General features: G+C 44.8%; 22 protein-coding genes. 18 read left to right on the top strand and 4 right to left on the bottom strand.

Features of this window, described 5'->3' with window-relative positions; genetic code table 11:
• The 12 genes from CWB98_RS21790 to CWB98_RS21740 form a co-directional block, all read left to right on the top strand.
• Positions 1-253 (top strand): HvfA family oxazolone/thioamide-modified RiPP metallophore (locus CWB98_RS21790; RefSeq protein WP_212751157.1); only part of this gene is annotated, 253 nt, incomplete at its 5' end.
• Between the two features lie 25 nt (positions 254-278).
• Positions 279-1,115, top strand: coding sequence for an HvfB family MNIO-type RiPP peptide maturase (locus CWB98_RS21785; protein ID WP_138546729.1), 837 nt, complete (start codon positions 279-281; stop codon positions 1,113-1,115).
• Positions 1,115-1,861 (top strand): HvfC family RiPP maturation protein, encoded by a 747-nt coding sequence (locus CWB98_RS21780; RefSeq protein WP_138546728.1) that lies wholly within the window; start codon positions 1,115-1,117, stop codon positions 1,859-1,861. The genes CWB98_RS21785 and CWB98_RS21780 overlap by 1 nt, the downstream gene beginning before the upstream one ends.
• A 149-nt stretch (positions 1,862-2,010) precedes the next feature.
• Positions 2,011-2,133, top strand: coding sequence for a hypothetical protein (locus CWB98_RS24670; RefSeq protein WP_268795172.1), 123 nt, complete (start codon positions 2,011-2,013; stop codon positions 2,131-2,133).
• A 175-nt stretch (positions 2,134-2,308) separates the two neighbouring features.
• Positions 2,309-2,854, top strand: coding sequence for an adenine phosphoribosyltransferase (apt, locus tag CWB98_RS21775; RefSeq protein ID WP_054016775.1), 546 nt, complete (start codon positions 2,309-2,311; stop codon positions 2,852-2,854).
• 6 nt (positions 2,855-2,860) lie between these two features.
• On the top strand, positions 2,861-5,350 hold the full coding sequence (dnaX, locus tag CWB98_RS21770) for a DNA polymerase III subunit gamma/tau (protein WP_138546727.1): 2,490 nt from the start codon (positions 2,861-2,863) through the stop codon (positions 5,348-5,350).
• Between the two features lie 68 nt (positions 5,351-5,418).
• The gene (locus CWB98_RS21765) at positions 5,419-5,745 is read left to right on the top strand and encodes a YbaB/EbfC family nucleoid-associated protein (RefSeq protein WP_054016777.1); all 327 of its coding nucleotides are present in this window, start codon (positions 5,419-5,421) and stop codon (positions 5,743-5,745) included.
• Positions 5,746-5,831: 86 nt separating this feature from the next.
• Entirely contained in the window at positions 5,832-6,413 is a 582-nt protein-coding gene (locus CWB98_RS21760; RefSeq protein ID WP_138546726.1) for a rhomboid family intramembrane serine protease, read from the top strand.
• Positions 6,414-6,699: 286 nt separating this feature from the next.
• Positions 6,700-7,518: an alpha/beta hydrolase gene (locus CWB98_RS21755; protein WP_249364742.1), complete on the top strand. Its 819-nt coding sequence runs from the start codon at positions 6,700-6,702 to the stop codon at positions 7,516-7,518.
• Positions 7,518-7,820 (top strand): DUF1330 domain-containing protein, encoded by a 303-nt coding sequence (locus CWB98_RS21750; protein WP_138546725.1) that lies wholly within the window; start codon positions 7,518-7,520, stop codon positions 7,818-7,820. Before CWB98_RS21755 ends, CWB98_RS21750 begins: the two co-directional genes overlap by 1 nt.
• Before the next feature lie 37 nt (positions 7,821-7,857).
• Positions 7,858-8,724 (top strand): acyl-CoA thioester hydrolase/BAAT C-terminal domain-containing protein, encoded by an 867-nt coding sequence (locus CWB98_RS21745; protein ID WP_249364741.1) that lies wholly within the window; start codon positions 7,858-7,860, stop codon positions 8,722-8,724.
• A gap of 370 nt (positions 8,725-9,094) precedes the next feature.
• Entirely contained in the window at positions 9,095-9,838 is a 744-nt protein-coding gene (locus CWB98_RS21740) for a DUF4124 domain-containing protein (protein ID WP_171045724.1), read from the top strand.
• 93 nt (positions 9,839-9,931) lie between these two features.
• Here CWB98_RS21740 and CWB98_RS21735 read toward each other — a convergent pair whose 3' ends face one another.
• Together CWB98_RS21735 and CWB98_RS21730 are read right to left on the bottom strand one after the other, a co-directional pair.
• The gene (locus tag CWB98_RS21735) at positions 9,932-11,473 is read right to left on the bottom strand and encodes a hypothetical protein (RefSeq protein ID WP_138546723.1); all 1,542 of its coding nucleotides are present in this window, start codon (positions 11,471-11,473) and stop codon (positions 9,932-9,934) included.
• A gap of 34 nt (positions 11,474-11,507) precedes the next feature.
• Positions 11,508-12,200, bottom strand: a complete 693-nt coding sequence (locus CWB98_RS21730) for an HAD family hydrolase (RefSeq protein WP_138546722.1) — start codon at positions 12,198-12,200, stop codon at positions 11,508-11,510.
• A 263-nt stretch (positions 12,201-12,463) separates the two neighbouring features.
• Between CWB98_RS21730 and CWB98_RS21725 the strand changes: the two genes are divergently transcribed.
• Positions 12,464-12,853: a hypothetical protein gene (locus CWB98_RS21725; RefSeq protein ID WP_138546721.1), complete on the top strand. Its 390-nt coding sequence runs from the start codon at positions 12,464-12,466 to the stop codon at positions 12,851-12,853.
• Positions 12,854-13,111: 258 nt separating this feature from the next.
• Here the strand turns inward: CWB98_RS21725 and CWB98_RS21720 are convergent, their stop codons facing one another.
• Complete coding sequence (locus tag CWB98_RS21720; protein WP_138546720.1) at positions 13,112-13,342, bottom strand: hypothetical protein; 231 nt, start codon at positions 13,340-13,342, stop codon at positions 13,112-13,114.
• A gap of 380 nt (positions 13,343-13,722) precedes the next feature.
• Here CWB98_RS21720 and CWB98_RS21715 point away from each other — a divergent pair, with 380 nt between their 5' ends.
• Positions 13,723-14,328, top strand: a complete 606-nt coding sequence (locus CWB98_RS21715) for a DUF998 domain-containing protein (RefSeq protein WP_138546719.1) — start codon at positions 13,723-13,725, stop codon at positions 14,326-14,328.
• 41 nt (positions 14,329-14,369) lie between these two features.
• On the opposite strand, the gene CWB98_RS21710 is transcribed toward CWB98_RS21715, so the two are convergent.
• Positions 14,370-14,954: a class I SAM-dependent methyltransferase gene (locus CWB98_RS21710; RefSeq protein ID WP_138546718.1), complete on the bottom strand. Its 585-nt coding sequence runs from the start codon at positions 14,952-14,954 to the stop codon at positions 14,370-14,372.
• 215 nt (positions 14,955-15,169) lie between these two features.
• Here CWB98_RS21710 and CWB98_RS21705 point away from each other — a divergent pair, with 215 nt between their 5' ends.
• From CWB98_RS21705 to CWB98_RS21690, 4 genes are all read left to right on the top strand, one after another.
• The gene (locus CWB98_RS21705; protein ID WP_138546717.1) at positions 15,170-16,009 is read left to right on the top strand and encodes a DUF6279 family lipoprotein; all 840 of its coding nucleotides are present in this window, start codon (positions 15,170-15,172) and stop codon (positions 16,007-16,009) included.
• Positions 16,010-16,112: 103 nt separating this feature from the next.
• Positions 16,113-17,807 (top strand): hypothetical protein, encoded by a 1,695-nt coding sequence (locus CWB98_RS21700; protein ID WP_138546716.1) that lies wholly within the window; start codon positions 16,113-16,115, stop codon positions 17,805-17,807.
• The gene (locus tag CWB98_RS21695) at positions 17,804-18,715 is read left to right on the top strand and encodes an AAA family ATPase (RefSeq protein ID WP_138546715.1); all 912 of its coding nucleotides are present in this window, start codon (positions 17,804-17,806) and stop codon (positions 18,713-18,715) included. Before CWB98_RS21700 ends, CWB98_RS21695 begins: the two co-directional genes overlap by 4 nt.
• Positions 18,715-22,206, top strand: coding sequence for a formylglycine-generating enzyme family protein (locus CWB98_RS21690; RefSeq protein ID WP_138546714.1), 3,492 nt, complete (start codon positions 18,715-18,717; stop codon positions 22,204-22,206). Before CWB98_RS21695 ends, CWB98_RS21690 begins: the two co-directional genes overlap by 1 nt.
• Positions 22,207-22,234 lie beyond the last annotated feature (28 nt).

Here is a 22,234-nt window from a genome sequence, read left to right as displayed (position 1 = left end):
TAAAGGCAAAAAAGAAGGCAAATGCGGCGAAGGTAAATGTGGCGGTGATGCTAAAGGCAAAAAAGAAGGCAAGTGTGGCGAAGGTAAATGCGGCGGTGATGCTAAAGGTAAAAAAGAAGGCAAGTGCGGCGAAGGTAAATGCGGCGGTGATGCTAAAGGCAAAAAAGAAGGCAAGTGTGGCGAAGGCAAATGTGGCGGTAAATCTAAAAAAGAAGGTAAGTGCGGCGAAGGCAAATGTGGCGGCCACGCTTAATAGATACAACGGCTAAGGAGTGATAATGACTAAACCATTTGGCAGGGTTGGCATGGGTCTGAGGAGAGAGATGCTAGATGATATCTTGGCTACTCCTCCTCAGCAGGTGGACTTTTACGAAGTCGCGCCCGAAAACTGGATGACGCTCGGTGGCAAATTCGCTGCTCAGTTTTCGGAGTTAACCGCCAGGCATCCGTTTGTTTGCCATGGCTTGTCATTATCACTCGGCTCCCCGGCACCATTAGACATCGACTTTGTGAGCGACCTGAAAGCTTTTTTTTCGACGCATAACATTCGATGCTACAGCGAACACCTGAGTTATTGTTCCGGGGATGGCCACATGTACGATCTTATGCCTATTCCCTTCACTGAGGAGGCGGTAAAGCATACTGCAACGCGGATTAAAGAGGTGCAAGACAGGTTGGAGCGTCGTATAGCTGTAGAAAATGTCTCGTATTATGCCGCGCCTGGTCAACAGTTATCTGAACAAGACTTTACCTTAGCAGTACTCGAAGAAGCTGACTGTGATCTGCTGTTAGATGTGAATAACATCTACGTCAATTCTATCAACCATGGTTATGATGCAGGTACGTTTTTAGCAGCGATGCCCAGCGAACGCATCGCTTATGGTCATATTGCCGGACATTATGTTGAGGCAGAGGACCTGCTTGTGGATACCCACGGTGATTCGGTTTGCGATCCTGTTTGGAAATTATTGCAAGAAGCCTATCGCTTGCATGGTGTGTTTCCGACCTTGTTGGAACGCGATTTTAACATTCCTCCTTTACCCCAGTTACTTGAAGAAGTTGATCAGATCCATGCTGTGCAGAGCCTTGATAAGCTAAAAAGGGGGATCGCCTGATGTCGTTTCAGCAAGTTCAGGCTGAGTTTATGGCTCACATTAAAGATCCTGAAGTTAACCCAGCCCCCGAAGGGATTGAAGATCGCCGTATGCAGATATACAGGGAGTTGTTTTTTAACAATATTGAGGGGTTCGTAGCGTCTACTTTTCCAGTATTAAAGAGCCTGTATGACGAGCAAGCCTGGTTAGCATTAGTACGCGAATTTTTCAGCCAACATGATTGCCAGTCTCCTTATTTTTTAGAGATAAGTCGTGAGTTTTTGTTCTTTTTGCAAGAAGAGTACACAGCAACTCCGTCTGATCCTCCGTTTATGCTTGAGCTGGCTCACTATGAGTGGACAGAGTTGGAAGTGGCAATTGCGCAGGAAGTGACAGAAGAAGTGCCTATTCCACTGCCTTTATCAGAATTATCTGGGTTGAACCTTGCTCAGAGCGCACGCAGTGTAAGTTATCAGTATCCGGTACACCAGATAAGCGTTGAGCATCAACCTCATGAACCGTCAGGACCCCATTGCTTTATTGTTTACCGGGACCGTGCGTTTGAAGTGCAATTCATAGAAACAAACCCAATGACCGCACTCCTTATTCAAAATATTGTTGGTAATCCAGGGATAACTATAGGGGCGTTGGCAGGGATGTTGGCCGAACAGTTTAGCCAGTTTGACGAGCAGACCTTGATCAATGGGGCAATTCAAACCTTAAGCCAGTTTGTTCGCCTTGGCATATTGGTCGATAAAAAAGCATAATACCCCTTTATCAGGCATCTAAGTTCGATTATTATGGGCGCCGTTTTGTCGTGCTTGTGCTGAGTGACAGACAAGCGGCAGATCCTGACGTGCCACACCTCAGACCAAGCTGCTTGCGCACCCGGCGCTTAAAAAATAAAGGTAGTAATATGTCTAAAGGTGATTTCAAAGATCCGTTTAACGCTAAGTATTTCCTGGCTTTTGTTGCTGTATTCGCTGGCATTGGTTGCCTGAATGCAATTCTGGGCTGGGCAACGGCACTGAGCGCTTAATCGCTGGTAATAACCTTCTGGTCATACAGAATTAAAAGCCACCTATACTTTGGGTGGTTTTTTTCTACCCGAACATCACGAATTTATTGTGAAATCTGCCCAGCTGGCATTTCATGTGATTGCTTTCTTGTTATAATCGAGCTCTTTGATATTTAAACTTATTAAGCAATTGATTATGACACAAGCAAACTTGTCACTGATTAAAGACAGCATCGCAACGGTTCCTAACTACCCTAAAGAAGGGATCATGTTCCGTGATGTGACTACCTTATTAGCCAATCCAGCAGCTTTCAAAGCAACTATGGATTGCCTGGTCGAAGCCTATAAAGAGCAGGGCTTCACCAAAATCATTGGTACAGAGTCACGTGGTTTCATCTTTGGTGCACCGCTGGCCTATGAACTAGGCTTACCGTTTATTCCTGTCCGTAAGCCAGGTAAATTGCCGCGTGAAGTGATTAGCCAGTCTTATCAACTTGAGTATGGTGAAGATGTACTGGAGCTGCATGTTGATGCCATCGAAGAGGGCGATAAAGTCCTGTTAGTTGACGATTTATTGGCAACAGGTGGCACCATTGAAGCAACCGCTAAACTGGTAGAGCGTCTCGGCGGTAAAGCCACCGACGCAGCGTTCGTGATTTCATTGCCTGAGTTGGGCGGTGAAAAACGCGTGGCAGATATGGGTATCAAAGTATTAAAACTGGTCGAGTTCGACGGCGAGTAATCGACTATGAGTTATCAGGTTCTGGCGCGTAAATGGCGTCCACAGTCGTTCCACGAGATGATGGGACAGGAGCATGTTAAGCAGGCACTCATCAATGCCCTGAATGAGCAACGTCTGCATCATGCCTATCTGTTTACGGGTACTCGGGGAGTGGGCAAAACTACTATTGCCAGGATCTTCGCCAAGAGCCTGAACTGTGAGGTTGGGATCACCTCTACTCCGTGTGGTCAATGTAGTGCGTGTGAAGAGATTGAAGCCGGTAAGTTCATTGATCTCATAGAGATCGATGCAGCATCGCGTACTAAGGTTGAAGATACGAGAGAAATTCTGGACAACGTGCAATACGCGCCAACACGTGGTCGCTATAAGGTCTACCTGATAGACGAAGTGCATATGTTGTCCAAGCACAGCTTCAATGCTTTGCTAAAAACTCTGGAAGAGCCGCCTGAGCATGTTAAGTTTCTGCTGGCAACGACAGATCCGCAAAAATTACCGATTACGATTCTATCGCGCTGTTTGCAGTTTAACCTTAATGCCATGGCACAAAGCCAGATAGTGACTCAATTGTCGCAGATCCTGCCTCAGGAATCCGTCAATTTTGAAGAGACGGCACTGGAAGTTCTGGCCAAGGCTGCAGACGGCAGTATGCGTGATGCACTGAGCCTGACCGATCAGGCCATTGCACAAACCAATGGTGAGCTGACCTTACCAGCCGTACAGCAGATGCTTGGTTTGATGGACAGTAGCCACGCCGTTTTGCTTATGGCTGCGGTGTTATCGCAAGAGGGTGATACCCTGTTGGCAGAAGTGGCCAACATAGCCCTGAAAAATGGTAACTTCAGCAGTGTGCTGGATGATCTCATCAGCCTGTTGCATCTGGTACAACTAACTCAGCTGGTGCCTCAGGCCGCTAATTTTGGTCAGTTTGAAGCCGAGCAAGTTAAGACTCTGGCACAGCAATTAACGCCTCAAGATACCCAGTTTATGTATCAGCTTCTGCTTGCCGGCAAGAAAGACCTCAGCTGGGCGCCAGAGCCTAAACTGGGCTTTGAAATGATTATGTTGCGGTTGCTGGCATTTGAGCAAGCCGACTTCAGCCAGGCATCAGGCCCGACGCCTGCTACTGCAAAGGACCCGGGTAAGGTTGGTAAGCTCAGAGATATGCTGAGCGTAAAGCAACGTGGTCCGCACGCTCAGACGAGCGCGGCAGCACCAGACCGCCAGCCACAAGCTGCACAAAACCAACCCGTTGCACCTGAGCCCCAATCTGCATCTGTTCAACAGAGTACGTCTTTGGTTACCCCAGTGCAAAGTAGGGCGCCTTCTCAACAGGGGGCTCCAATGGGGCAAGTCCCGGCTCAAAGTGCGGCCCAGCAGGCAACGAGCCCTGTGCAGCAACTGCCTGAGTCGCGGGTCGCACCTCAAGCAATTGAACCTCCTGCACAACATACAGAAGCGGCTTTGCAACAACCTTCTCCTTCAGCACCTCAGCCATCACCTGAGGATGTCTCGATTGAACAACAATATCAGGACATCATGGCACAGGCTGAATCACAAGGGTATGGGCAACACCAGAGCGAACCACAGTCTCAGGTTATACCTCCTCACCATCAGCATAGTGAGGTGTCTCAGCAGAGTGAACAAACACACACACCGGTTCAGCAGCTGGCACAGAAGCAGCAGCAAGCTCAATCGGCAATTGCTCGAATTTTACAAAACCGACAAATCTCAGGTGCTGGTAAATTGCTTGCAGGAGATGACGAAGCAAAAAAGTCTGAGCCGCAGCAGGGCAGAGGTGCTGCACCTAGCGCTGTTGCGTCAGGCAGGACTTTTCCGCCGGCCTCGCCGTCAGTTGATAGCCAGACTCGCGGAACGAATGATACTCAGGGACAGAGCCAGATTCTGCCACAGCAAGACTTTCAGCCAGCAGCGCCGCTTCGTAAAGCCAAAAAGCCGGATATGGCTGAGCGCTTTAAAAAAGATGAGAGCAAACTGGCGCCTGAGTTATTAGAACAATTAGCGCCTCAGGCATCAGACGATCAGCAGAGTCAGGAAAGTACAGTCAGTATTCCTGCGCCAGAGAATTTTGTCAGCCCGATCAGCGATATTAAATACGCGCATCAAAAAGATGATTGGGCACAATTAATAGAAAAAATGCAGCTGGGTGGTCGGGTAAGGCAGTTTGCGCTGCACGCTATGTTCAATCGCCAGGGCCTGCAATGTACTTTGCAGGTTGAGCAGAGCCAGCAGCACCTGGATTCTAATATGCTGAGAGAAAAACTACATGAGAGCCTGGTGGAAAACTTAAGTGAGCCGGTAGAACTCAATATCGAATTTGTAGATGCAGTGACTAACACGCCGTTTCTTATCCAGCAGGATATAGATCAGCAAAGATATCTTCAGGCGGTCGAAGCAGTGAATGACGATCCCGTGATCCAGGCCTTTGCTCGCGAGTTTGAGGCCTCAGTAGACGAAAAATCGGTAAGGGCATTGTAATTGTGTAAGTAAGCCCTTATCTTGTATCCCATAGAGTTTTAATTTTTTGAAGTGTAAGAGAGCAGACTATGTTTAAAGGTGGAATGGGCAATATCATGAAGCAGGCGCAGCAAATGCAAGAGCGCATGGAAAAAGCCCAGGAAGAGATTAAAAGCCTCGAAGTCGTTGGTGAAGCAGGCGCAGGTCTGGTTAAAGTCACTATGCTGGGTAGCCACAATGTGCGCCGCGTAGAGATCGACGAAAGCCTGATGGAAGACGACAAAGACATGATCGAAGACTTGTTGGCAGCAGCGGTTAATGACGCTGTACGCCGTGTAGGCGAAGAGTCGCAAAAGCGCATGGCCGACGTCACAGGTGGTATGCAGATGCCGCCGGGCTTCAAGATGCCTTTCTAATTGAAAGTTAGAGAAAATGGCGCCTGATGGCGCTATTTTTTTGCTTAAAATCTGACAACTTCCAATAGAAAATATCAAGGACATAAATGAGTAAGCGTGCGCTGGTTTTTCCAGCCAATTTTAAGCTGGTTTTATATGCAATGGCAGTGATGGTTGTGGTGCAGCTGTTGGGGAGTGTGATTGGCTTGCCGGTGGGCCGACTCGGGATCATCCCACATAATGAGTATTACCTGAGTGGCATTCTCACTGCGCCTTTTGTGCATGGCAGCTGGGGTCACTTAATGAGTAACTTGATTGGCCTCACTATCAGTGGTTATCTGGCCGCGAGGTTACCCAAGTTTAAAAGAGCCACTTCGCTAATCCTGGTTGCGACCGGGTTACTCGTGTGGCTGTTTGCCGGCTCTGGCAATCATATTGGCGCATCTGGCCTGGTCATGGGATATTTTGGCCTGTTACTGGGCGCTGCGCTGTTTAACCGTGATGTGCTTGGCATCGTGAGCTTTATCGCCTTACTGATACTCACTTATTATGCCAACATCAGCTTTTTAGCGACTTTGCTCGATTTCTCAGCGCAGACCAGCAGCTCAAGCCATATCTTTGGTTTTATTAGCGGACTGGGCGCTGCTTATTTGACCAGGACAAGCCGCAAGAGTGCACTGACGAAGTAGGTTATAACTTATTGGCTGCACTTTGAGTTACAGAATGAAGCAAATCGGGTTTAGCTGAGGTCTATCTGGTATCCAACCAGGTTGCAATGACCGCACCAATTCTAGGTTTACCCATAAGTACGGCAAACTTGGAATTGTAAGAAACATAACAACTTGTAACACAGGAAAGAAGTGGTTCTAATAGCCATATAAAAGTTGTTCAGGCCGAGATTGAGTTGTATATCGGCTCGAGTTAAAAGTTGAGATTGTGTCTTGTGACAGAGCTCAGTCGCAAAAGGAGTTTTAAATGTTGAGAGTGAGTATTGTCATACTGCTTTTTTTAATGTCGTCTTTGGCCAATGCCGCGAGCTTTACCATAGTGGAATTGCCCAAGTCGAAATACCTTGTGGAAGCACCCAAGATCACAGTGGCATTACCCGCTTCATATTCCTCACATCCGAGCAAAAGATATCCCGTGCTTTACCTGCTTGATGGTGAACTGAATGGTGAATTAGTGCATGGCATGTTGCAAAGGCTGCACGCATCAAATGGGTCTTACGAACATATAATAGTCGGAATAACCAGTCAAAATCGAATTCGGGATTTTGCGCCAACAGTAAATCAGGACCCGAGAGGGCCTGTTGGCGAAGGGGGTGGGGGAGATGCTTTTTTAGATTTCATTGAAAAAGAGCTCATGCCAACCATCGCGGAAAATTACCGCACGAATCAATTCAATTCACTTGCTGGACACTCTATCGCGGGCTTATTAGTGATCCATAGCTTTCAGTCTCGACCTGCATTATTTCAAAGCTTTTTTGCATTCAGCCCCGCTGTTTGGTGGGGCGCTCGTGAAACCGCCGAAGCAACCAAGAAATATGTTGCATCAAAAGGGCGGGTGCAAAACTATCTCTATATGAATATAGGCAGCGAAGGCGGTGAAATGCGCGAGGTCTATGACTCCCTGGCACACACAATATTAAGAAATCGTCATTTAGACTCGCAACTGCAGTTAGACGAGTTTGATGATGAGCCGCACGATTTTACACTGGCCGTTGGCTTGTATAATGCACTAAAAGGGCTGTTTCAGTATCAACAGCAGCAGGCCTTTTGGAAAGGGAGAAGATGATGTATGAATATCTAGTCGGGTTAGAGGTAACGGACGATGAGGTGTACGGCCAGTACCGTGCCTTGATGAAGCCTATTTTAGGCAGGTATCAGGGTGGGTTCGGTTTCGACTTTATCGTCAGTGAAGTACTGCAGTCGGAAACAGACGAACCTATTAACCGGGTTTTTACCATTTACTTTCCAAGCAAAGACGTCGCGGATGACTTCTTCTGCGATCCAGATTATCTAAAAGTTAAGACACGGTATTTTGAGGCGTCAGTTGCGCATACCACCATTATTTCAGGTTATGAGAAGGCTACCTGAAACGTTCACTCGAGTGCGTAGTTAATAACAAAAAGAAATGACGAAGGATGATATGATGTTCAGGCAGATAGTTAAAACGACCCTGGGTGGCTTGCTTTTATTGAGTTCTAGTGTGTATGGCGCGGTAGCCTACTTATCAATAGAAAAAGACGGACTGGTCGGTAAGTTTCATTCTCATGACTCGACAGAGCAGCGAATTGGTGTGCTTGTTCTGGGTGGCTCAGAAGGTGGGTTACCCGAAAAACTTGCTCAGCCAATAATCGATGCAGGCCATCCTACTCTGGCATTGGCCTATTTCAAATCCACCGGCTTGCCTCAAGAGCTGGAGAAAATTCCGCTTGAGTATTTCACTACAGCCAAATCATGGTTGCAAAGTCAGCGCAACGTTGTACCGGATAAGTTAATTGTGGTTGGCTGGTCAAAGGGTGCAGAAGCTGCATTATTACTGGCAACCCGAGATCCGCAGATTTCAAAAGTGGTTGCTATTGCACCCAGTTCAGTTGTTTGGGCTGGCATTCTGAAGGACTGGCAAAAAGTTCCTGCATCGAGCTGGACTGAGCGCGGGAAAGCACTGCCTCATGTGCCTTTCAAACCCAGTGGACCAGTGAACGGCTTGCGAGATTTATACACTCAGTCGTTGTCAAATCGTACAGACGCCAACCAGGCTGATATACCCGTTACTTTAATTCATGCTCAGGTTACCCTTATGTCTGGCGAGAAAGATACTATCTGGCCTGCTCCTCAGATGGCAGAAACGATTTGCAATAAGATGAATGCAAAACGAGCCGGACGATGTGAGCATTTATATTACGAGGGTCTGGATCATTTACTGAACTATCAGTTTATCGAGAAAGATACCGACATGAATCAGCTATTCATTAGCAAGCTGTCCGGTGATTTTTAGCGGGTTCTACTAGCGCGATGCTGGCGATGTTTTACTTACTGAAATAAGCAGGTTGAGCGTGATACCTCCTGTAATAGGACTTTATTTTACCAACCCCTTACCAGATAAGTGGATTTCTCATAAGATTAAAAGCAATACATAAGGAGATAAGTAGTTATTGAATTAACAGTTAAAGCAGTCTCGGAGTTTGACTGTATAGACTTTATACATATGTTAAAGCGATATTTTAGCGCTTCAATCAATTGTTACTGGATCGGATTATCGTAATGGAGTAGCCGGTGAGGTTTCCGTTCTTCTCCTATGGTAATTTACTTAGATAATTCATTGAACAGGAATGCTGTACTTTATTTTAAGAAAAAAGGAGATGAAAGTGAAGGAATCGATTTTCATAATGCTGCTTTTCAGTGGTTTTTCACATGCTGAGATATTTAAGTGTGTCGAAGATGGACAGGTTAAATATCAAGACAGACCATGTGCTAGAGAAGAGGTGCAGCTAAAGACGAATCTGAATAGTAATAGTGTTTTTGGGAAAAATTACTATAAGCCATGCACTTTAGAAACGTTAAATGATGGCATGCGACTTTTTGTGGCGCCTCATATATCTCATAAAATGGTGTGTGGACAACCATCAGGTGTTACAAAAGAGGCTATCTTAAAGCACATTCCAAATGGGCGTATTTTTCCACGTTCCCCGAGCAAGAACGTTGTATTTATTCATTGGGAGACAAGTAGAGGATATAAATATCAAATGGAGTATTTTAAAGATGATGGTTTTATCCACAATGCTGTGCTTTTTACACCAGATAAGTTTAAGAATACCACTAGTAAATATAAAAAAAGCTCAAATGATCTGGATTCTGCGATTTTAAGCATGTGCAAGAGTAAGTGGCCAAGTGAGTATCGACAACAGGAATATTGTGTAAAAAAACAAACGGAAGCTGCTATGCGTGTCGGTGCTAGATTAAACGATTATCAAGAAGGCAGTGTAGAAAGAAATATTTCAGACAAATGTATAGCGAAATGGAAGAAAGGTCTGGGCTTATTGTCTATTGACTACAGGCAAGTTGATTATTGTATCAAAAAGGAAATTGAATCATATTATAACCTAAAATAACAATCATGTTTTTGGCTCGGTGTAACTGACCAACCATGTTAATCGCAGTCAGTTACCCGATACTTTATTCACGTCTCAGAGGTAGTAGATTAATTACCTAATAATTGCCGTTTCTTTAAATTTGTTATAGCCGCTCACAAAGCAAGCAATTCCTGGAGCGCAAAGGGGCTCAAACCATGGGAGCTCCCCACTGCAAACTTTGAAAAAGTTACTATCATTCAGATCAATAGAGACAATACCTTTACTTCTTCCTTCAGCTTCCCAGTTGCCAATCGCTTTGTGCTCGCCGAGTTGTTGCTTTGCCCAGTTTTCATCATGAATGATTATAGTTGTAAGGATCTCTGGCCTGAGTCTGAACATATCTAAGCTCAGGCCGGTAACATGAAACTCAGCCAGGCCATTTTTGAACAGCTCTTCAAGGTGAGAGATTTCGGGATAGCCGTATAGTTCCCTCAGGTAGTTATTTTGTAGTGAACCACTTACTTCTGGATAATCAAATATCTCCTCTGCAACTTCCCTTATTACCTGATCTTTAAAACTGAGCTCTTTCTCAAACTTCATTGGGTTATTGCATACAGGTTGAAACATAGCGGCGGGTATTACGTGCATATCGTTGAACCCATTCGCTTGCGGCGCTTTTTTGGCTAACAACGCTTGGTAGCCTTCATCTATTGTGTTGTAAATCAACAGACATGAGATCCCGAGGGAGTGCTGTGCATGAGAAAAGTCATTGTCGACGATCATTCTTTTTAGAGACATACACCAATTATAAGTACGATTGTTATTCTCATACGCTAACAGTTTGTCACTTGTAAGCCCTGGATATGCTCCGGCTATATTGAAAAAGTGGTTATCACAATCATATAGAGCTTTGAAGTAGCTACTTGTGCTACATGCAAGCTCGCCACTTTGTTTGCATAGTGACTTTAAGGAAAATGTCGGGTTATCTTCAATTTTTGATTTTGCATCCTTTACTGCCGTCACAAACTCTTCCGGTGGTGCGTCAGACTCTTTGACTAAGTCTAGACTGTTATTGAGGTGCAGATCATCACCTTGATATAGCCAAATAGCAGGGTAGCGCCATTTTTTCCCTGACTGAGGATCTGTGACTTCAAGCAGCTTAGATTCAATCGTCTCTCTGTTGGGCTTGCCCAATACTGAATCGAGAATTTGGAGATGCAGATTTAAGAATTCAGGTTGCAGACGTTCTTTGTAAAATGGCTGATCATTGTTGCGCATACGACGGATGTAGTCGAAATCGAGGTCTAAGCCGTCATTTTTAAGTAGTTTACAGTATTTATCGAGCAGTAACTTTTTACTGACTTTAAGCTCAAAATCAGGGTTGAGCTCTTTGAAGTAGGTATCTATTAAATAAAATGCCTGCTCAACTACAGCATTGTTCTCAGACAGGCTTTCATCCAGGTAAGCCTGTATTGGCTTAATTTTGAATAGCGAGTGGGTGAAGCGGTCGCCTTTTGTTCCACCATACAACCATCTCTCGATAGACTTTTTTGATGGTACTGTTTTGGCTATTTCCTCAGCCTTAATGCCGTTAAAAAATGAGATAAAGGTATCTGCAGAAAAGGGTGAAAACAACAGCTGTACTTTAACTTTACGTAGTAAATTGTTATCCATAAATATCCTTTTGCGCTCTGAATAAGTGTTTTAATTATATGATATGATTTAAAAAGTCTATAAAGCCATGAATATGCTCAAATTCCGATTTGTAATCAACGACAGATGAAATAGTGGAATTACAGTTTGACGGTGCTCCCGAGACCAAGCATAGTTTTAAAAAGTCCAGATCATTAGTTGAATCACCAAATCCTCTTAATGTATCTGCTGCCCAGCCTTTAGCGGTACGCAGGTAATTGAGTGCAATCCCTTTAGAGCAACCAGCTGGCATGATGTCGATTGCTGAATTTGAGTGTGTTACGTGTAAGCCATCGTTGCTTTGTAGCAATGACTGAATGGCCGACAGTTCCTGCTCAATAGATGTGAACCCCAGTCCCTCAAGCCTCAGGCTGACTGTAAATTGCTTGTTTGGCTCGAACCTGACGTTATTGCCAAACTCGGCTTCAATAGTATTGATGATACTAATATTGTGCGATGATGTGGGTTTGTAAATATAGTCCTTAGTCTGAGGGCAGAATATAGCGGCGCCGTTCTCGCAAATATAAGGGGTGGTCAACCCAAGCAGTTGCGACAGGCACTCCAGGTATGCTTGTGAGCGGCCACTGGCTAGTATCAGGTCAATGTTTCTTTCATCTACGATCTTTTTTACTTGCATCAGGGCATTTAGATCAAAAGGCGAAAACCTTCCTTTGCTTAAACACCCGTCTACATCACTGATTAATATCATGTTAGCTGTCCTCTATGGCGTAAAAATACACTAAGAACTAAACCCTTTTAAGTCAATATGCTCCTTATGAATATGTAACATGTCCGGACATGTCTATTGACATGTATCAGACATGTTCCGGACATGTTGCTACTTTTTGGCTGTATCTTGCGCACCAGGCTCAAGTCACTTAGTTTGTTTAACAAGTGCTTACTCTAGTGTGGTCAGTCTGGGTAAGGATAGAAACGTGAAGAAAACGAGTTAATTAATTAAGGAGTTGATTTATGTCACTATTCAGAAGTGGTGAAGATACTAAGTATAGTAATGCAAGTAAAAAATCCAATGCAACTTTGGTGATAAACAGCTTAACGACTGTTATGTACAGTCACAGATATATCGAATTGGATGACAGTAGGGCGGGCTACTCTTGTGGCAAAGGCAGCGTATGTACCAGCTGTCAAATACCATTGACAGGCAAAATTTGCGGTGTAATGACGAGCCAAAGTAATGGGCAAGTCTATATGTATAACTCGACTGTGCAAACTTCTGATAGTTATTTATCCAAGTTTAAAGTGGGCTATAGAAACGTCTCAACAGCGTTGCTTCTTCTTGATATACTGCTGGGTGAACAAAGCATAGCCATTATAATTGAATGGATTAACTTGCTATTTTAAAACTCTTCGACTGGTCATATAGATTCACACTGGACTTAGCATGGTACATATGGCGATTAGAACCGGTAAACTGGCTCGGCCCTATGTACTTCTCTTACTGCACCAGCCCGGCTTGACCTCGTGGGATCACTGTCAAGTTGGGTCTAGCCTGCTTAGCAAGAAAAGATAGGTACTTTGCTACTGAAGGGCTGTATTGAAAATGGCCACTCAAGTGGCCACAATTATTTGTATCAAGTGCTCAATCGGCGATGTATTTGTCTACCAGAATACTTTCGTAACTTTGAGTCTGCCGCCATCGTTTTCACAGGTTGCACCCAGTGTCGGGTTGTAAGTCTGCGAAATTTTGAACCACAGCTGAACCTGATTACTGTCCAGGCATTGGAAGTGATAGTAGCGGAAATCTCCCGGGTTGCTGCCGCGGGCGTGAGTTGTTGTGCTGAGTGTAAACAAACAGGCTGCAACAGCAGCCAAGGTCATAAGCTTTTTCATTTTAGTTTCCTTCATACATTGTTTTGCTCCTTCCACAGATAACGACTTGTTTGTCATTTTATATCGTTAAATGTGAACAAAATTAATAATACGTTACCGGTTCGGTTTTTGTCCACATACTAATTTTGTTCATAACATTCAAATGTCAGGCTGACTCTTAACTTTCAGATATATATAGCTATTTTTTCTTTTCTGCAATCAGTGTGGCAATCTCAACGTGGTGTGAGAAAGAAAAAAGTGGCTGAAGAGTCAGTTTTTTTGCAAATTGATACGTTTTTAGGTACGTTTAATTAGCACTTAATAAACAAATCAATAGTGCAGAATAATAAAAAAGCGCATATCTGTTATTGACAGCTTTACCTGAACCAAGGAGGAAGCGGATGTTTGAATTCTTTGCAGCATTATTAGGCCTGGTTGCGACCGTCTGGATTACATTCGGTGTTTACATTGCTGGTCGATTTTACCCTAACTACGATCACTTTAATCAGTTCTGCAGCGAACTGGGTGCATCGGGAAGCCCGACACAAAAGTTGTCTCCCTGGATTAATAACTACCCACTGAGCGTGATGTTTGTGATTTTTGGCTGGCATGTGACTCAGCTGCCGGACGCGAGTATCGCGTTTTATATTACGGGTGTTCTGATTATGTGTCATGGTATCGGCACCTGGTTCGCTGGCTATTTCCCCATGGATAAAGATCCCTATACACTTACGCCGAGCCGACATTGTCAAATCCACTCAACGGCCGGTTCAGTCGTGATGTTAACTTTGCTGGTTGCGCCCGTTATTATCACAATCAGTCCGGACTCTGAACTGATCACGCCGTGGTTTCGTGTATTCTCTGTTTCAGTGGTATTAGCATCGATATTCTTCACTATCAAGTTGGTTAAAGCATATAGAGCCAGGCAAGGAGCAGGTTTGTACCAGCGTTTGTCCTACTGGACTCAACTTATGTGGTTGAGTGTATTTTCTTTGATGTTGGCGTAATCAATGGTGGTGCCCGGATAAAACATCGGGCACCTGCCGCCTTAACATTTTAGTGCTTCAACAACCAAAAACTTCCCTTCATGATTGCTATGTATTGCGTGCGATAGTTGAGAAAAGCCACTGTCTTTAAGCAAGGCTTTTATCCCATCGAGTGCCTTTAGTTGTGAGTGTACCTCCATATCTCCCTCCGCTGGTGCATGGAGATCTTCACATAACCATAGTCGACCACCTGATTTGAGTGCAGAGAAAACCAGTTCTATTGCGTAACTCGGGTTTTGCCAATGGTGTAAAGAAAATGCTGCGATGACTAAGTCTTGCGAATTATCGGAGACATCCAGTGCTTCAGCACCGGCCTCAAAAAATTGCAGTTGAGCAAGTGACAGCCCGGCTTTTTTCTGACGCGCTTTTGCTAAAGCAATCATTTTAGGTGTGGGATCAAGTGCTGTAACGCGCACGTTGGCTGCAGACTGTGCCAGGCACAGGCTTAAAAACCCGCCACCACAGCCAATCTCTATGATGTTGTAACCGGGTTGCACTTTGGCAAGCTGCGGAATTTGCTGGTGGAACGCCAGCTCCCCCCATTGCTCGTCGTAGCTGATTGCATGTTCGTCATTCCAGTGGCTCATAACTATTCCTCTTGTAACTTGTGGTATGGGATCAGTATGCAGGCAAGATGCCGGGCAGAGCAGAGCGCAGTTTATGCGAAAATCGGCTTATTGTAAGATTTGAGTATTGGCACAGTTTGTAACGTAAGAAATATTTACAGACACTTTTTTAGTCCACATTTTGACAAATTCCGTATTAACTAAAGAGACTAATAACACGGACTATGGACACGACAATGAGAAAGCTTTTGATGGTGCTGGCGTTGCTCACAATGACTGGCTGCTCAACAAAATTTATCTACAAAAATGCGGACTGGCTCAGCTACTGGTATCTGGACGATTATGTGTCTTTAAGCGATGAGCAAGAAGCACAATTTGATGAACGTTTACTCGCCTGGCTGGACTGGCACAAAGCCAAGGAGCTGACACGCTATGCCGGGCAGCTTAAAACACTCAAGCAAGACATCCAGAACGACCAGATCACACTGGAGCGGATCGCGTATCATCAGACACTAATGCTGGAGCACTGGTATCGTTTACGTGGCAAGGTTGTGCCTGATCTGGTAGAGCTGGCACCGATGCTGACACAGGCACAGGTCAGTGAGTTATTTGACGAACTTGCCCAAGCACAAGCTGAACGCACAGAGAAAAGAGCGAAGCGCTCTGAGCAGAAAAAGCACAAGCGTTGGCTCAAAGAGCGTAAGAAAAACCTCAAACGCTGGGTTGGTAAGCTTTCCGCTTCGCAGGAACAACGTATTGAGCAATTGTATGAGCAGCTGGTAAGCACCAATGACCTGTGGTCAGACTATCGTGGTCGCTATCAGGAAGAACTCAGAGCGCTGTTTGCTCAGCCAGAGCGCGGTGACGCGTTCAAAACACAGTTGAGCAACTTATTGATGGCACCAGAGGTGTTCCGTTCTGAGCAGCTCAATCTGGCCAACGAACACAACCGCAAAGCCAATCATCAATATTTGCTGGATGTGTATCAAAGCCTCAGCGAGAAACAGAAAAAACGGCTGGTTTCGGAGTTGGATGACTTAATTGACGACATCGAGTCTCTTGCCGCTGATGATTAAGTAATTTGCGTGAACTAGTTGTGTGAAAAATCATAAATTTTACAAAAATCAAACTTTATGGGAACATCGGAGTGTCTGCTGAAGGAAATTAGAGTGCTTCGATATGGATCACAACGAATTCGAGCGCCCGGTTTGGGTGAGTTACACGAGCGCTGATCAGGACTTTGTGGAACGGCTTACTGCTCAAGTTACCGGGTACGCTCCTCAGAAAGGGCAGTTGCCTTTTTATCTTAATACATATAAAAGAAACTCAGTCTCTTCCGAGCCGGTTTCTCGATTGTCTAAAGCGTTTTCAGAGACCCAACCAGGTGTGAACAGTCGGGATATCCGATTTTTATTGCCTGGCGAGTCAATCATTGATTTGGTCAACTGTATTGCTGGAAATTTGCGTAGGTTGTGCGTCATATCTTCAGTTTATCTAAAGCAAGCGCACTGTTTGTGGGAGCTTTGTGCGTGCTTATGTGCCAGCCAGCAGACTATCTTTTTCATACTTATTGATGTCGAGCGAAAGCATTTTTCAGGCGAAAAAACCGTTGATGGTAATACACTTGCTGAGCTTCTTGGTGACATATATGAAAAGCGCTTGGTCCCGTCAAACCCGCATCTCAAGCAATCATGTTGTTCGGATAGGAAAAGCATTATCTCGTACTTCCAGCGGAGACTGGATGAATGTATGCAGCACGATTATGAATCTCTAACGAAAGAGCAGGCCAGATCACCAGATACAGCATTACTCAGAGAGTTGGCGGGAAAGCTATGTCTTTATGTGAATCGCATGTCTCCAGATTGTTATATTAAAAACTACGAAAAATTTCTTACAGATGAATGGGACAGGTGGGTAGAGGGACGTTTCGCAACAAAATGTACCGCAGCTCAAAATGACACAGCGAATAAATTCGCTACTTTATTACGTGAATCCGAAAACATAGACAAAAAGTGGCTGAAGAAGTGGGAAGGGGACATTAAGTCAGAGTATCACAATTATGCTGATAAGGAGGGAGCCCTGAGTGAAATCAGGAGGCTGTGTGGTTTAGTGTCGCTATGTATGATTGATGGTGCCTGGGCGGGTGAGGTTTTAGCTGCGTCTCCTCAAGGGCGCTACTCCAGAATTGCAGTCAAGGGTGGATCAAGTCCTGGTTCTGAAAAGGGGAGCGAAAACCGAGAAGAGTATACTTTCAAATTAGCTAGAGCTGCGTGCGCTGTTTATGGGTCAATACCAAGAGTAAAGCAGTGTGACTCCATGTATGGTATACAGGTTGATGAGGAGCGTCATTTTTTTAAATACCCAGCGAGGGGACCTGAAGAATTACACCAAAAGCAAACAGACAGAGAAAAATATTTGGACAAAATTGAGATTGAGCTGGTTGCTAAATTGATGAGAAGTAGTGAAGAGTCAGTACAAAAGGATTTCCAACAGGGTAGGGCATGGCTCAATGCGCTTATTGAAAATCTGGACTATGATGATCGGCTCAATAAACATGGGTTAGTGACAGATTTATTTATACTTTTAGAACAAAATAATTTTAATAAAACGAATGGGTTAGTTGAGGAGCAATACCAAATCATTGAAGATTTGCATGCAAGACTGGCGAATGAGCAAGGCACTGTGGGCCCGCTTTCAATACCCACGGTGATTGTACCCAGTCAGCACTCGGATGGTACCTGCGGGCTTGCCAACGAAGCCATCAGCCCCAGAAGAAATATGGCAGTTGTAGAATCGCCGCGAGCAAAAATTTTGCGGCCTTTCGCAAAAAATCTATTGCAACTGGCGACATCAAAATATGAGAGAGAGCAATGAATCAGTCTCTTCAGGATAGTATCAGGAATGACATTGTCGCGCTAACGCCAACAGAGGTTAGTGGCTACGTCCTTCGTAGTGAACATATTGCCGCGCTCCAGGCTGCCTGGTTTGCACGTCGGCCTCTATTGGTAAGGGGCGAACCTGGGCTCGGTAAAACTCGGTTAGCGGACGCAATCGCAAACCTGTTGGGTTTTGGTTTGGTGAAGAGTGTCGTTCAATACAACAGTTCAATCGAAGACTTACTATACTCCATTGACTATATGGAGCGCCTTCATTTGGCAAACAGCCCGGGTATTAGTAAAGAGGAGCTGAAGATTGAACGACACATCAGACCCGGAAAGATCTGGCAGGCGATGGCACCAGGTACTCTGTCCAAGTTCAACATGGAACGGCCACACGACAAACGAGGAACAGTACTTTTGATTGACGAGATAGACAAAGCCGATCCTTCCTTGCCGAACGCGCTGCTTGAGGTCTTGGATGAGAAAAAGATAACCTTAAGCTATATGATGGAGCAGGTTAAAAAAGAGGAAGATCATGCTTTGCTGACGATTATTACGTCAAATGATGAGCGTATGCTGCCAAAAGCCTTTCTGCGACGCTGCGCAGTATTGGAACTTAGGCTAGGGCTAGGTAAAGAAGGGGTAGAGCAACTATTTGAGATATACAAAGCCCATAAGGTGCACGAACCAGAGGACTTTGACAGGCTAACTGAAGAGAATGTGTGCCACGTCGCTGATAAGATCATCGAAATGCGCAACAATAATGTGCATGTAGATTATCATTCCGGCACATCCGAGTTTCTTGATATTCTCAGAGTGCTGAATAATTTCGATGATCATAGTAGAAACTATTGGCTAGAGAATTGGTTTGATTTGTTTGCAGCGAAATCTAAGGGTGTTTGATGCCGTCTATTGCAGATGCATTGAGGGTGATTTATGAGTTAGGAGATGCGCATCTTAATTTGGATTTAGCGCTGGAAGCCTTAGGTGTTACAAGGGCAAACCAGGTATCGCGAAACCAAACTCCTGATGCGTCTTCAGCGCAAAGTTCCGCTCTGACTGTGTCGTCAGGATTAGAGGCAAACTTAGGTAGAGAGTTAGATGAACAGCAAGCCCATATTGTTTACACCGATCCATTTTATCAGCCAACCATTGTACTAAATCAAAAATATCGTAAGAAGGTTTTACAGAATTCGAATAGTGTCTCTTCAGAGATTGACAGTAATTTGCAGGACTTCATCACAGCAGAGGCGCGTGAAGCCCCTCGAATGAAGTCTTTGTGGGATGTCAGCAGAGGACAACAAAATAGTCACCTTCTCAAAGTTACTCAAAGTCTTGGTCAACCGGATTTTTCGGAGTTGACCCGTCTTATAGTGACGAGACAGCCTTTTCGGAAAATTCCCTATATTAATCAGAATAAATACCCATCGGAAGTATGTGTATATGTTGATGTCACACACGAACAGTTTCTGTGGCTGGACGATGTTCAAGAGCTGTTAAATTTACTGCAAAGAGCAATGGGTGAACGAGCTATTTGCCATTATTGCGAATATTTACGGCTCGAGGCCGACAGGATTCTCTGGAGAACAGAGACGCGTACTCTATTGAAAAAAGGCTTCCCTCCTTTGCCTCCTGCAAATGCGGATGTCGTTTGGGTTGGGTTAACACACCCTCGAAACATACCTTTGCTGGGGAGTTGGCTGGGTAGCTTGTCGTCACACAGTAATCGTATTGTGCATATTCCTTGGACATTTTTATCTCGCAAGCACCTGAATCAAAAGGCGATTGACCTAAGCGTTGTTGACAAGCTTATCTCCGCTTTAAGTTTAACCCCAAGCTTTGTCACATTGAGTATGATTCGTGAGTTGAGGTGCACCCTGTCTGTCGAGGATGTGAGTATCGAGCCAATTCTGGTTCAGCATGATGCGATAAAGTGGTATGAACATTGTAATCGCGGGTGCTGGGAAGGCAGTGCAAAACTATGGCAGTTGGCATGTGCCGATGAGTTCACTTCTGAAAAGGAATCGGAGCAGCTTATCTCCTCAATCGAGAGTTATATACCGTATGATTCTCAGTTGTATCTTTTTTATCTTAATTGTCTCACTTATCTTCCTTTGTTATCGGAAGAAACTAAATTAAGACTGACGAACAGCTGTAATAGTTATTTTGGCAAACTTAAAAGTTATACTGAGCAAAAATTAAGTGCGAATGTCGACTCGTTAGTCAGTCTGGAAGAAGATGCCTGGTGGTTACAACAAGCCAGTAGCTCAGCATATAACTCAGACATATTAGAGACTGCTCAACAAGCGTTTACGCTAATTAACTTAAATTGGCAAAGTCGCTCTGGCGAAGCGTACAGACTAGAATGTATTGATCCTGAAATGTGGCAGCAGTATCAGGCCGGACTTGAGGCCCGCTTTCCTAGTAAGCTGATATCAACAGGCAGCGAGTTAAAAATAGTGGCGAAAGATGAGCCGTATACTGGTTTGCCGGTTTGTCAGCTCATGGATAGAAGCATACAGGATGAAAATATAGGGATAGAAACAGATAAAATATACATACCGAAGATGGAGATGGACGCTGTAAGGCTATCGCACCTTTTTGAAGTTCGTCACTATCAAAGTGCATTTGAATCACTCAGCCTGCAATTTGTGAGTTTATCTTATTTTGACTGGGCTGACTCTGTGGAAATAAACAGACATGGTGTGACGGCAGAAACGCCTTTCGCGACCGTCTTCTGGTCATGTGAGGTTGAACATCATGGTCCTGATATAATAATTAAACCAGAAGCGGACGGGTTCATTAGCAAACATAGACTGGGTGTAGACGAGTATGGTCTATATTGTGAGGTTAGGATAAAGTCGACGGCGTTAAAGTTACGTTATATTCCTGCTGGTGCTTTTACTATGGGTTGGTCTGAAGGTGAAAGTCAACGTAATTTTGCTACAAAAATGCCTGTGGCCCCGTTAAGGATCAAGCGTGAAGTACTACTCGATGCTGGATTTTGGATGAGTGAAGTGCCTGTCACTCATAAGCATTGGCGTTTACTCAATATGGACCAGCCAGGCCTTGGGCGAGAACAGAATGACAGTGAACCCATTGTTCATATCTCAAAACTTGATGCATTGCATTATGTTAGCAACATGAATAATGCGCTGCATACAGAGGGGTTCAATTTACCATCGGAAGCACAATGGGAGTATGCCTGCAGAGCCGGAAGTTATACATTGTTCAGCAGTGGCACGTCAGCGAACGTCAACTGCAACCGAGACTTCCCTTATGGGTCTACGACCGACACTGCAGCGCTTAAAGAGGTTTATTCATACCCTGCAAATCGCTGGGGGCTTTACCAAATGCATGGTAACGTATGGGAGTGGTGCCTTGATGACTGTGAGGACCCAACCCCGTCAGATGAAATAAGCTTAAACCCTCTCGGCGACTTGGATTCTGCACAGAGCGCTTTACGGGGGGGCAGTTGGCGAGTACCTTCGTTAGTTTGCTCATCAAGCCAAAGAGCTAGGCCATTGTCAACTTGGCAAGATGATGATGTGGGTATGCGAATCATCTGGCAGCAAGCCGATTTGGAACAGAACCACGCGGAATATGATGTACAAAGGCTTTACCTGCACTATTTAGAACGACGCTTGCCACCTGATCCCGAAACGTTTCCTTTGCATTTTGCCACTGCATGGGGCCTTGATGAGTATGGTTTCTGGCAAACAATTACCCTAGGTACTCAACCTCTCCGGCTAAGATTTATTCCGGTTGGCAGTTTTTACATGGGGTCCGCCTTCCAAAAGCAGAGCCTGGACCAACACGAAATACGTAAACAGCCACTGCTTAAAAATGGCTTTTGGCTAGCGGATACGCTTTTGAGTGAAAGCATAACCCAGTTGTTGCTTGAAGGGCAGTGCAATGAAGAAAAGCATAATGTCGCACAATCAAACCTTAGTTGGTTTAATTGCGAGTTGTTATTGCATAAAATTAATCAGTCTATGAATACGCATGGATTTGATTTCCCGTCAGATAGCCAATGGGAATATGCCTGTAGGGCAGGATCGCAATCGGCATTTGCATTTGGATCTGAACTAAAACCATCTGATGCCGTTTTTGGTCGTCAATCTGTTGAAAGCTTAATAATGAAATCCGCACGTGCAAATCGTTGGGGTTTGTATGATATGCATGGGCTACTGTACGAGTGGTGTCGCTATGATAGTGAAAGAGGCAGGCAAGGGCGAAGTATGCCCATCAGTGGCTTAAATAGTCAGGTCGGCATATTGCGAGGAGGAAGCTGGTCATCCTCTGCTAATGAATGCCGCTGTGCACATAGCCTCAATGCCGAGAAGTTTCGGGCTTCAGCACAATTTGGATTAAGGTTAGCATTCAACCCTTGAATAAATCTGATTGGTCACGTGTTTCAAA

Source organism: Pseudoalteromonas rubra (genome assembly GCF_005887115.1).
Classification (GTDB): Bacteria; Pseudomonadota; Gammaproteobacteria; order Enterobacterales; family Alteromonadaceae; genus Pseudoalteromonas; species Pseudoalteromonas rubra_F.
This window is presented reverse-complemented; position numbering and strand designations above follow the sequence as displayed.

Coding starts and splice junctions, on each gene's coding strand:
- CWB98_RS21785 (WP_138546729.1), top strand. CDS start 279: ATGACTAAACCATTTGGCAGGGTTGGCATGGGTCTGAGGAGAGAGATG.
- CWB98_RS21780 (WP_138546728.1), top strand. CDS start 1,115: ATGTCGTTTCAGCAAGTTCAGGCTGAGTTTATGGCTCACATTAAAGAT.
- CWB98_RS24670 (WP_268795172.1), top strand. CDS start 2,011: ATGTCTAAAGGTGATTTCAAAGATCCGTTTAACGCTAAGTATTTCCTG.
- apt (WP_054016775.1), top strand. CDS start 2,309: ATGACACAAGCAAACTTGTCACTGATTAAAGACAGCATCGCAACGGTT.
- dnaX (WP_138546727.1), top strand. CDS start 2,861: ATGAGTTATCAGGTTCTGGCGCGTAAATGGCGTCCACAGTCGTTCCAC.
- CWB98_RS21765 (WP_054016777.1), top strand. CDS start 5,419: ATGTTTAAAGGTGGAATGGGCAATATCATGAAGCAGGCGCAGCAAATG.
- CWB98_RS21760 (WP_138546726.1), top strand. CDS start 5,832: ATGAGTAAGCGTGCGCTGGTTTTTCCAGCCAATTTTAAGCTGGTTTTA.
- CWB98_RS21755 (WP_249364742.1), top strand. CDS start 6,700: ATGTTGAGAGTGAGTATTGTCATACTGCTTTTTTTAATGTCGTCTTTG.
- CWB98_RS21750 (WP_138546725.1), top strand. CDS start 7,518: ATGTATGAATATCTAGTCGGGTTAGAGGTAACGGACGATGAGGTGTAC.
- CWB98_RS21745 (WP_249364741.1), top strand. CDS start 7,858: ATGACGAAGGATGATATGATGTTCAGGCAGATAGTTAAAACGACCCTG.
- CWB98_RS21735 (WP_138546723.1), bottom strand. CDS start 11,473: ATGGATAACAATTTACTACGTAAAGTTAAAGTACAGCTGTTGTTTTCA.
- CWB98_RS21730 (WP_138546722.1), bottom strand. CDS start 12,200: ATGATATTAATCAGTGATGTAGACGGGTGTTTAAGCAAAGGAAGGTTT.
- CWB98_RS21725 (WP_138546721.1), top strand. CDS start 12,464: ATGTCACTATTCAGAAGTGGTGAAGATACTAAGTATAGTAATGCAAGT.
- CWB98_RS21720 (WP_138546720.1), bottom strand. CDS start 13,342: ATGAAAAAGCTTATGACCTTGGCTGCTGTTGCAGCCTGTTTGTTTACA.
- CWB98_RS21715 (WP_138546719.1), top strand. CDS start 13,723: ATGTTTGAATTCTTTGCAGCATTATTAGGCCTGGTTGCGACCGTCTGG.
- CWB98_RS21710 (WP_138546718.1), bottom strand. CDS start 14,954: ATGAGCCACTGGAATGACGAACATGCAATCAGCTACGACGAGCAATGG.
- CWB98_RS21705 (WP_138546717.1), top strand. CDS start 15,170: ATGAGAAAGCTTTTGATGGTGCTGGCGTTGCTCACAATGACTGGCTGC.
- CWB98_RS21700 (WP_138546716.1), top strand. CDS start 16,113: ATGGATCACAACGAATTCGAGCGCCCGGTTTGGGTGAGTTACACGAGC.
- CWB98_RS21695 (WP_138546715.1), top strand. CDS start 17,804: ATGAATCAGTCTCTTCAGGATAGTATCAGGAATGACATTGTCGCGCTA.
- CWB98_RS21690 (WP_138546714.1), top strand. CDS start 18,715: ATGCCGTCTATTGCAGATGCATTGAGGGTGATTTATGAGTTAGGAGAT.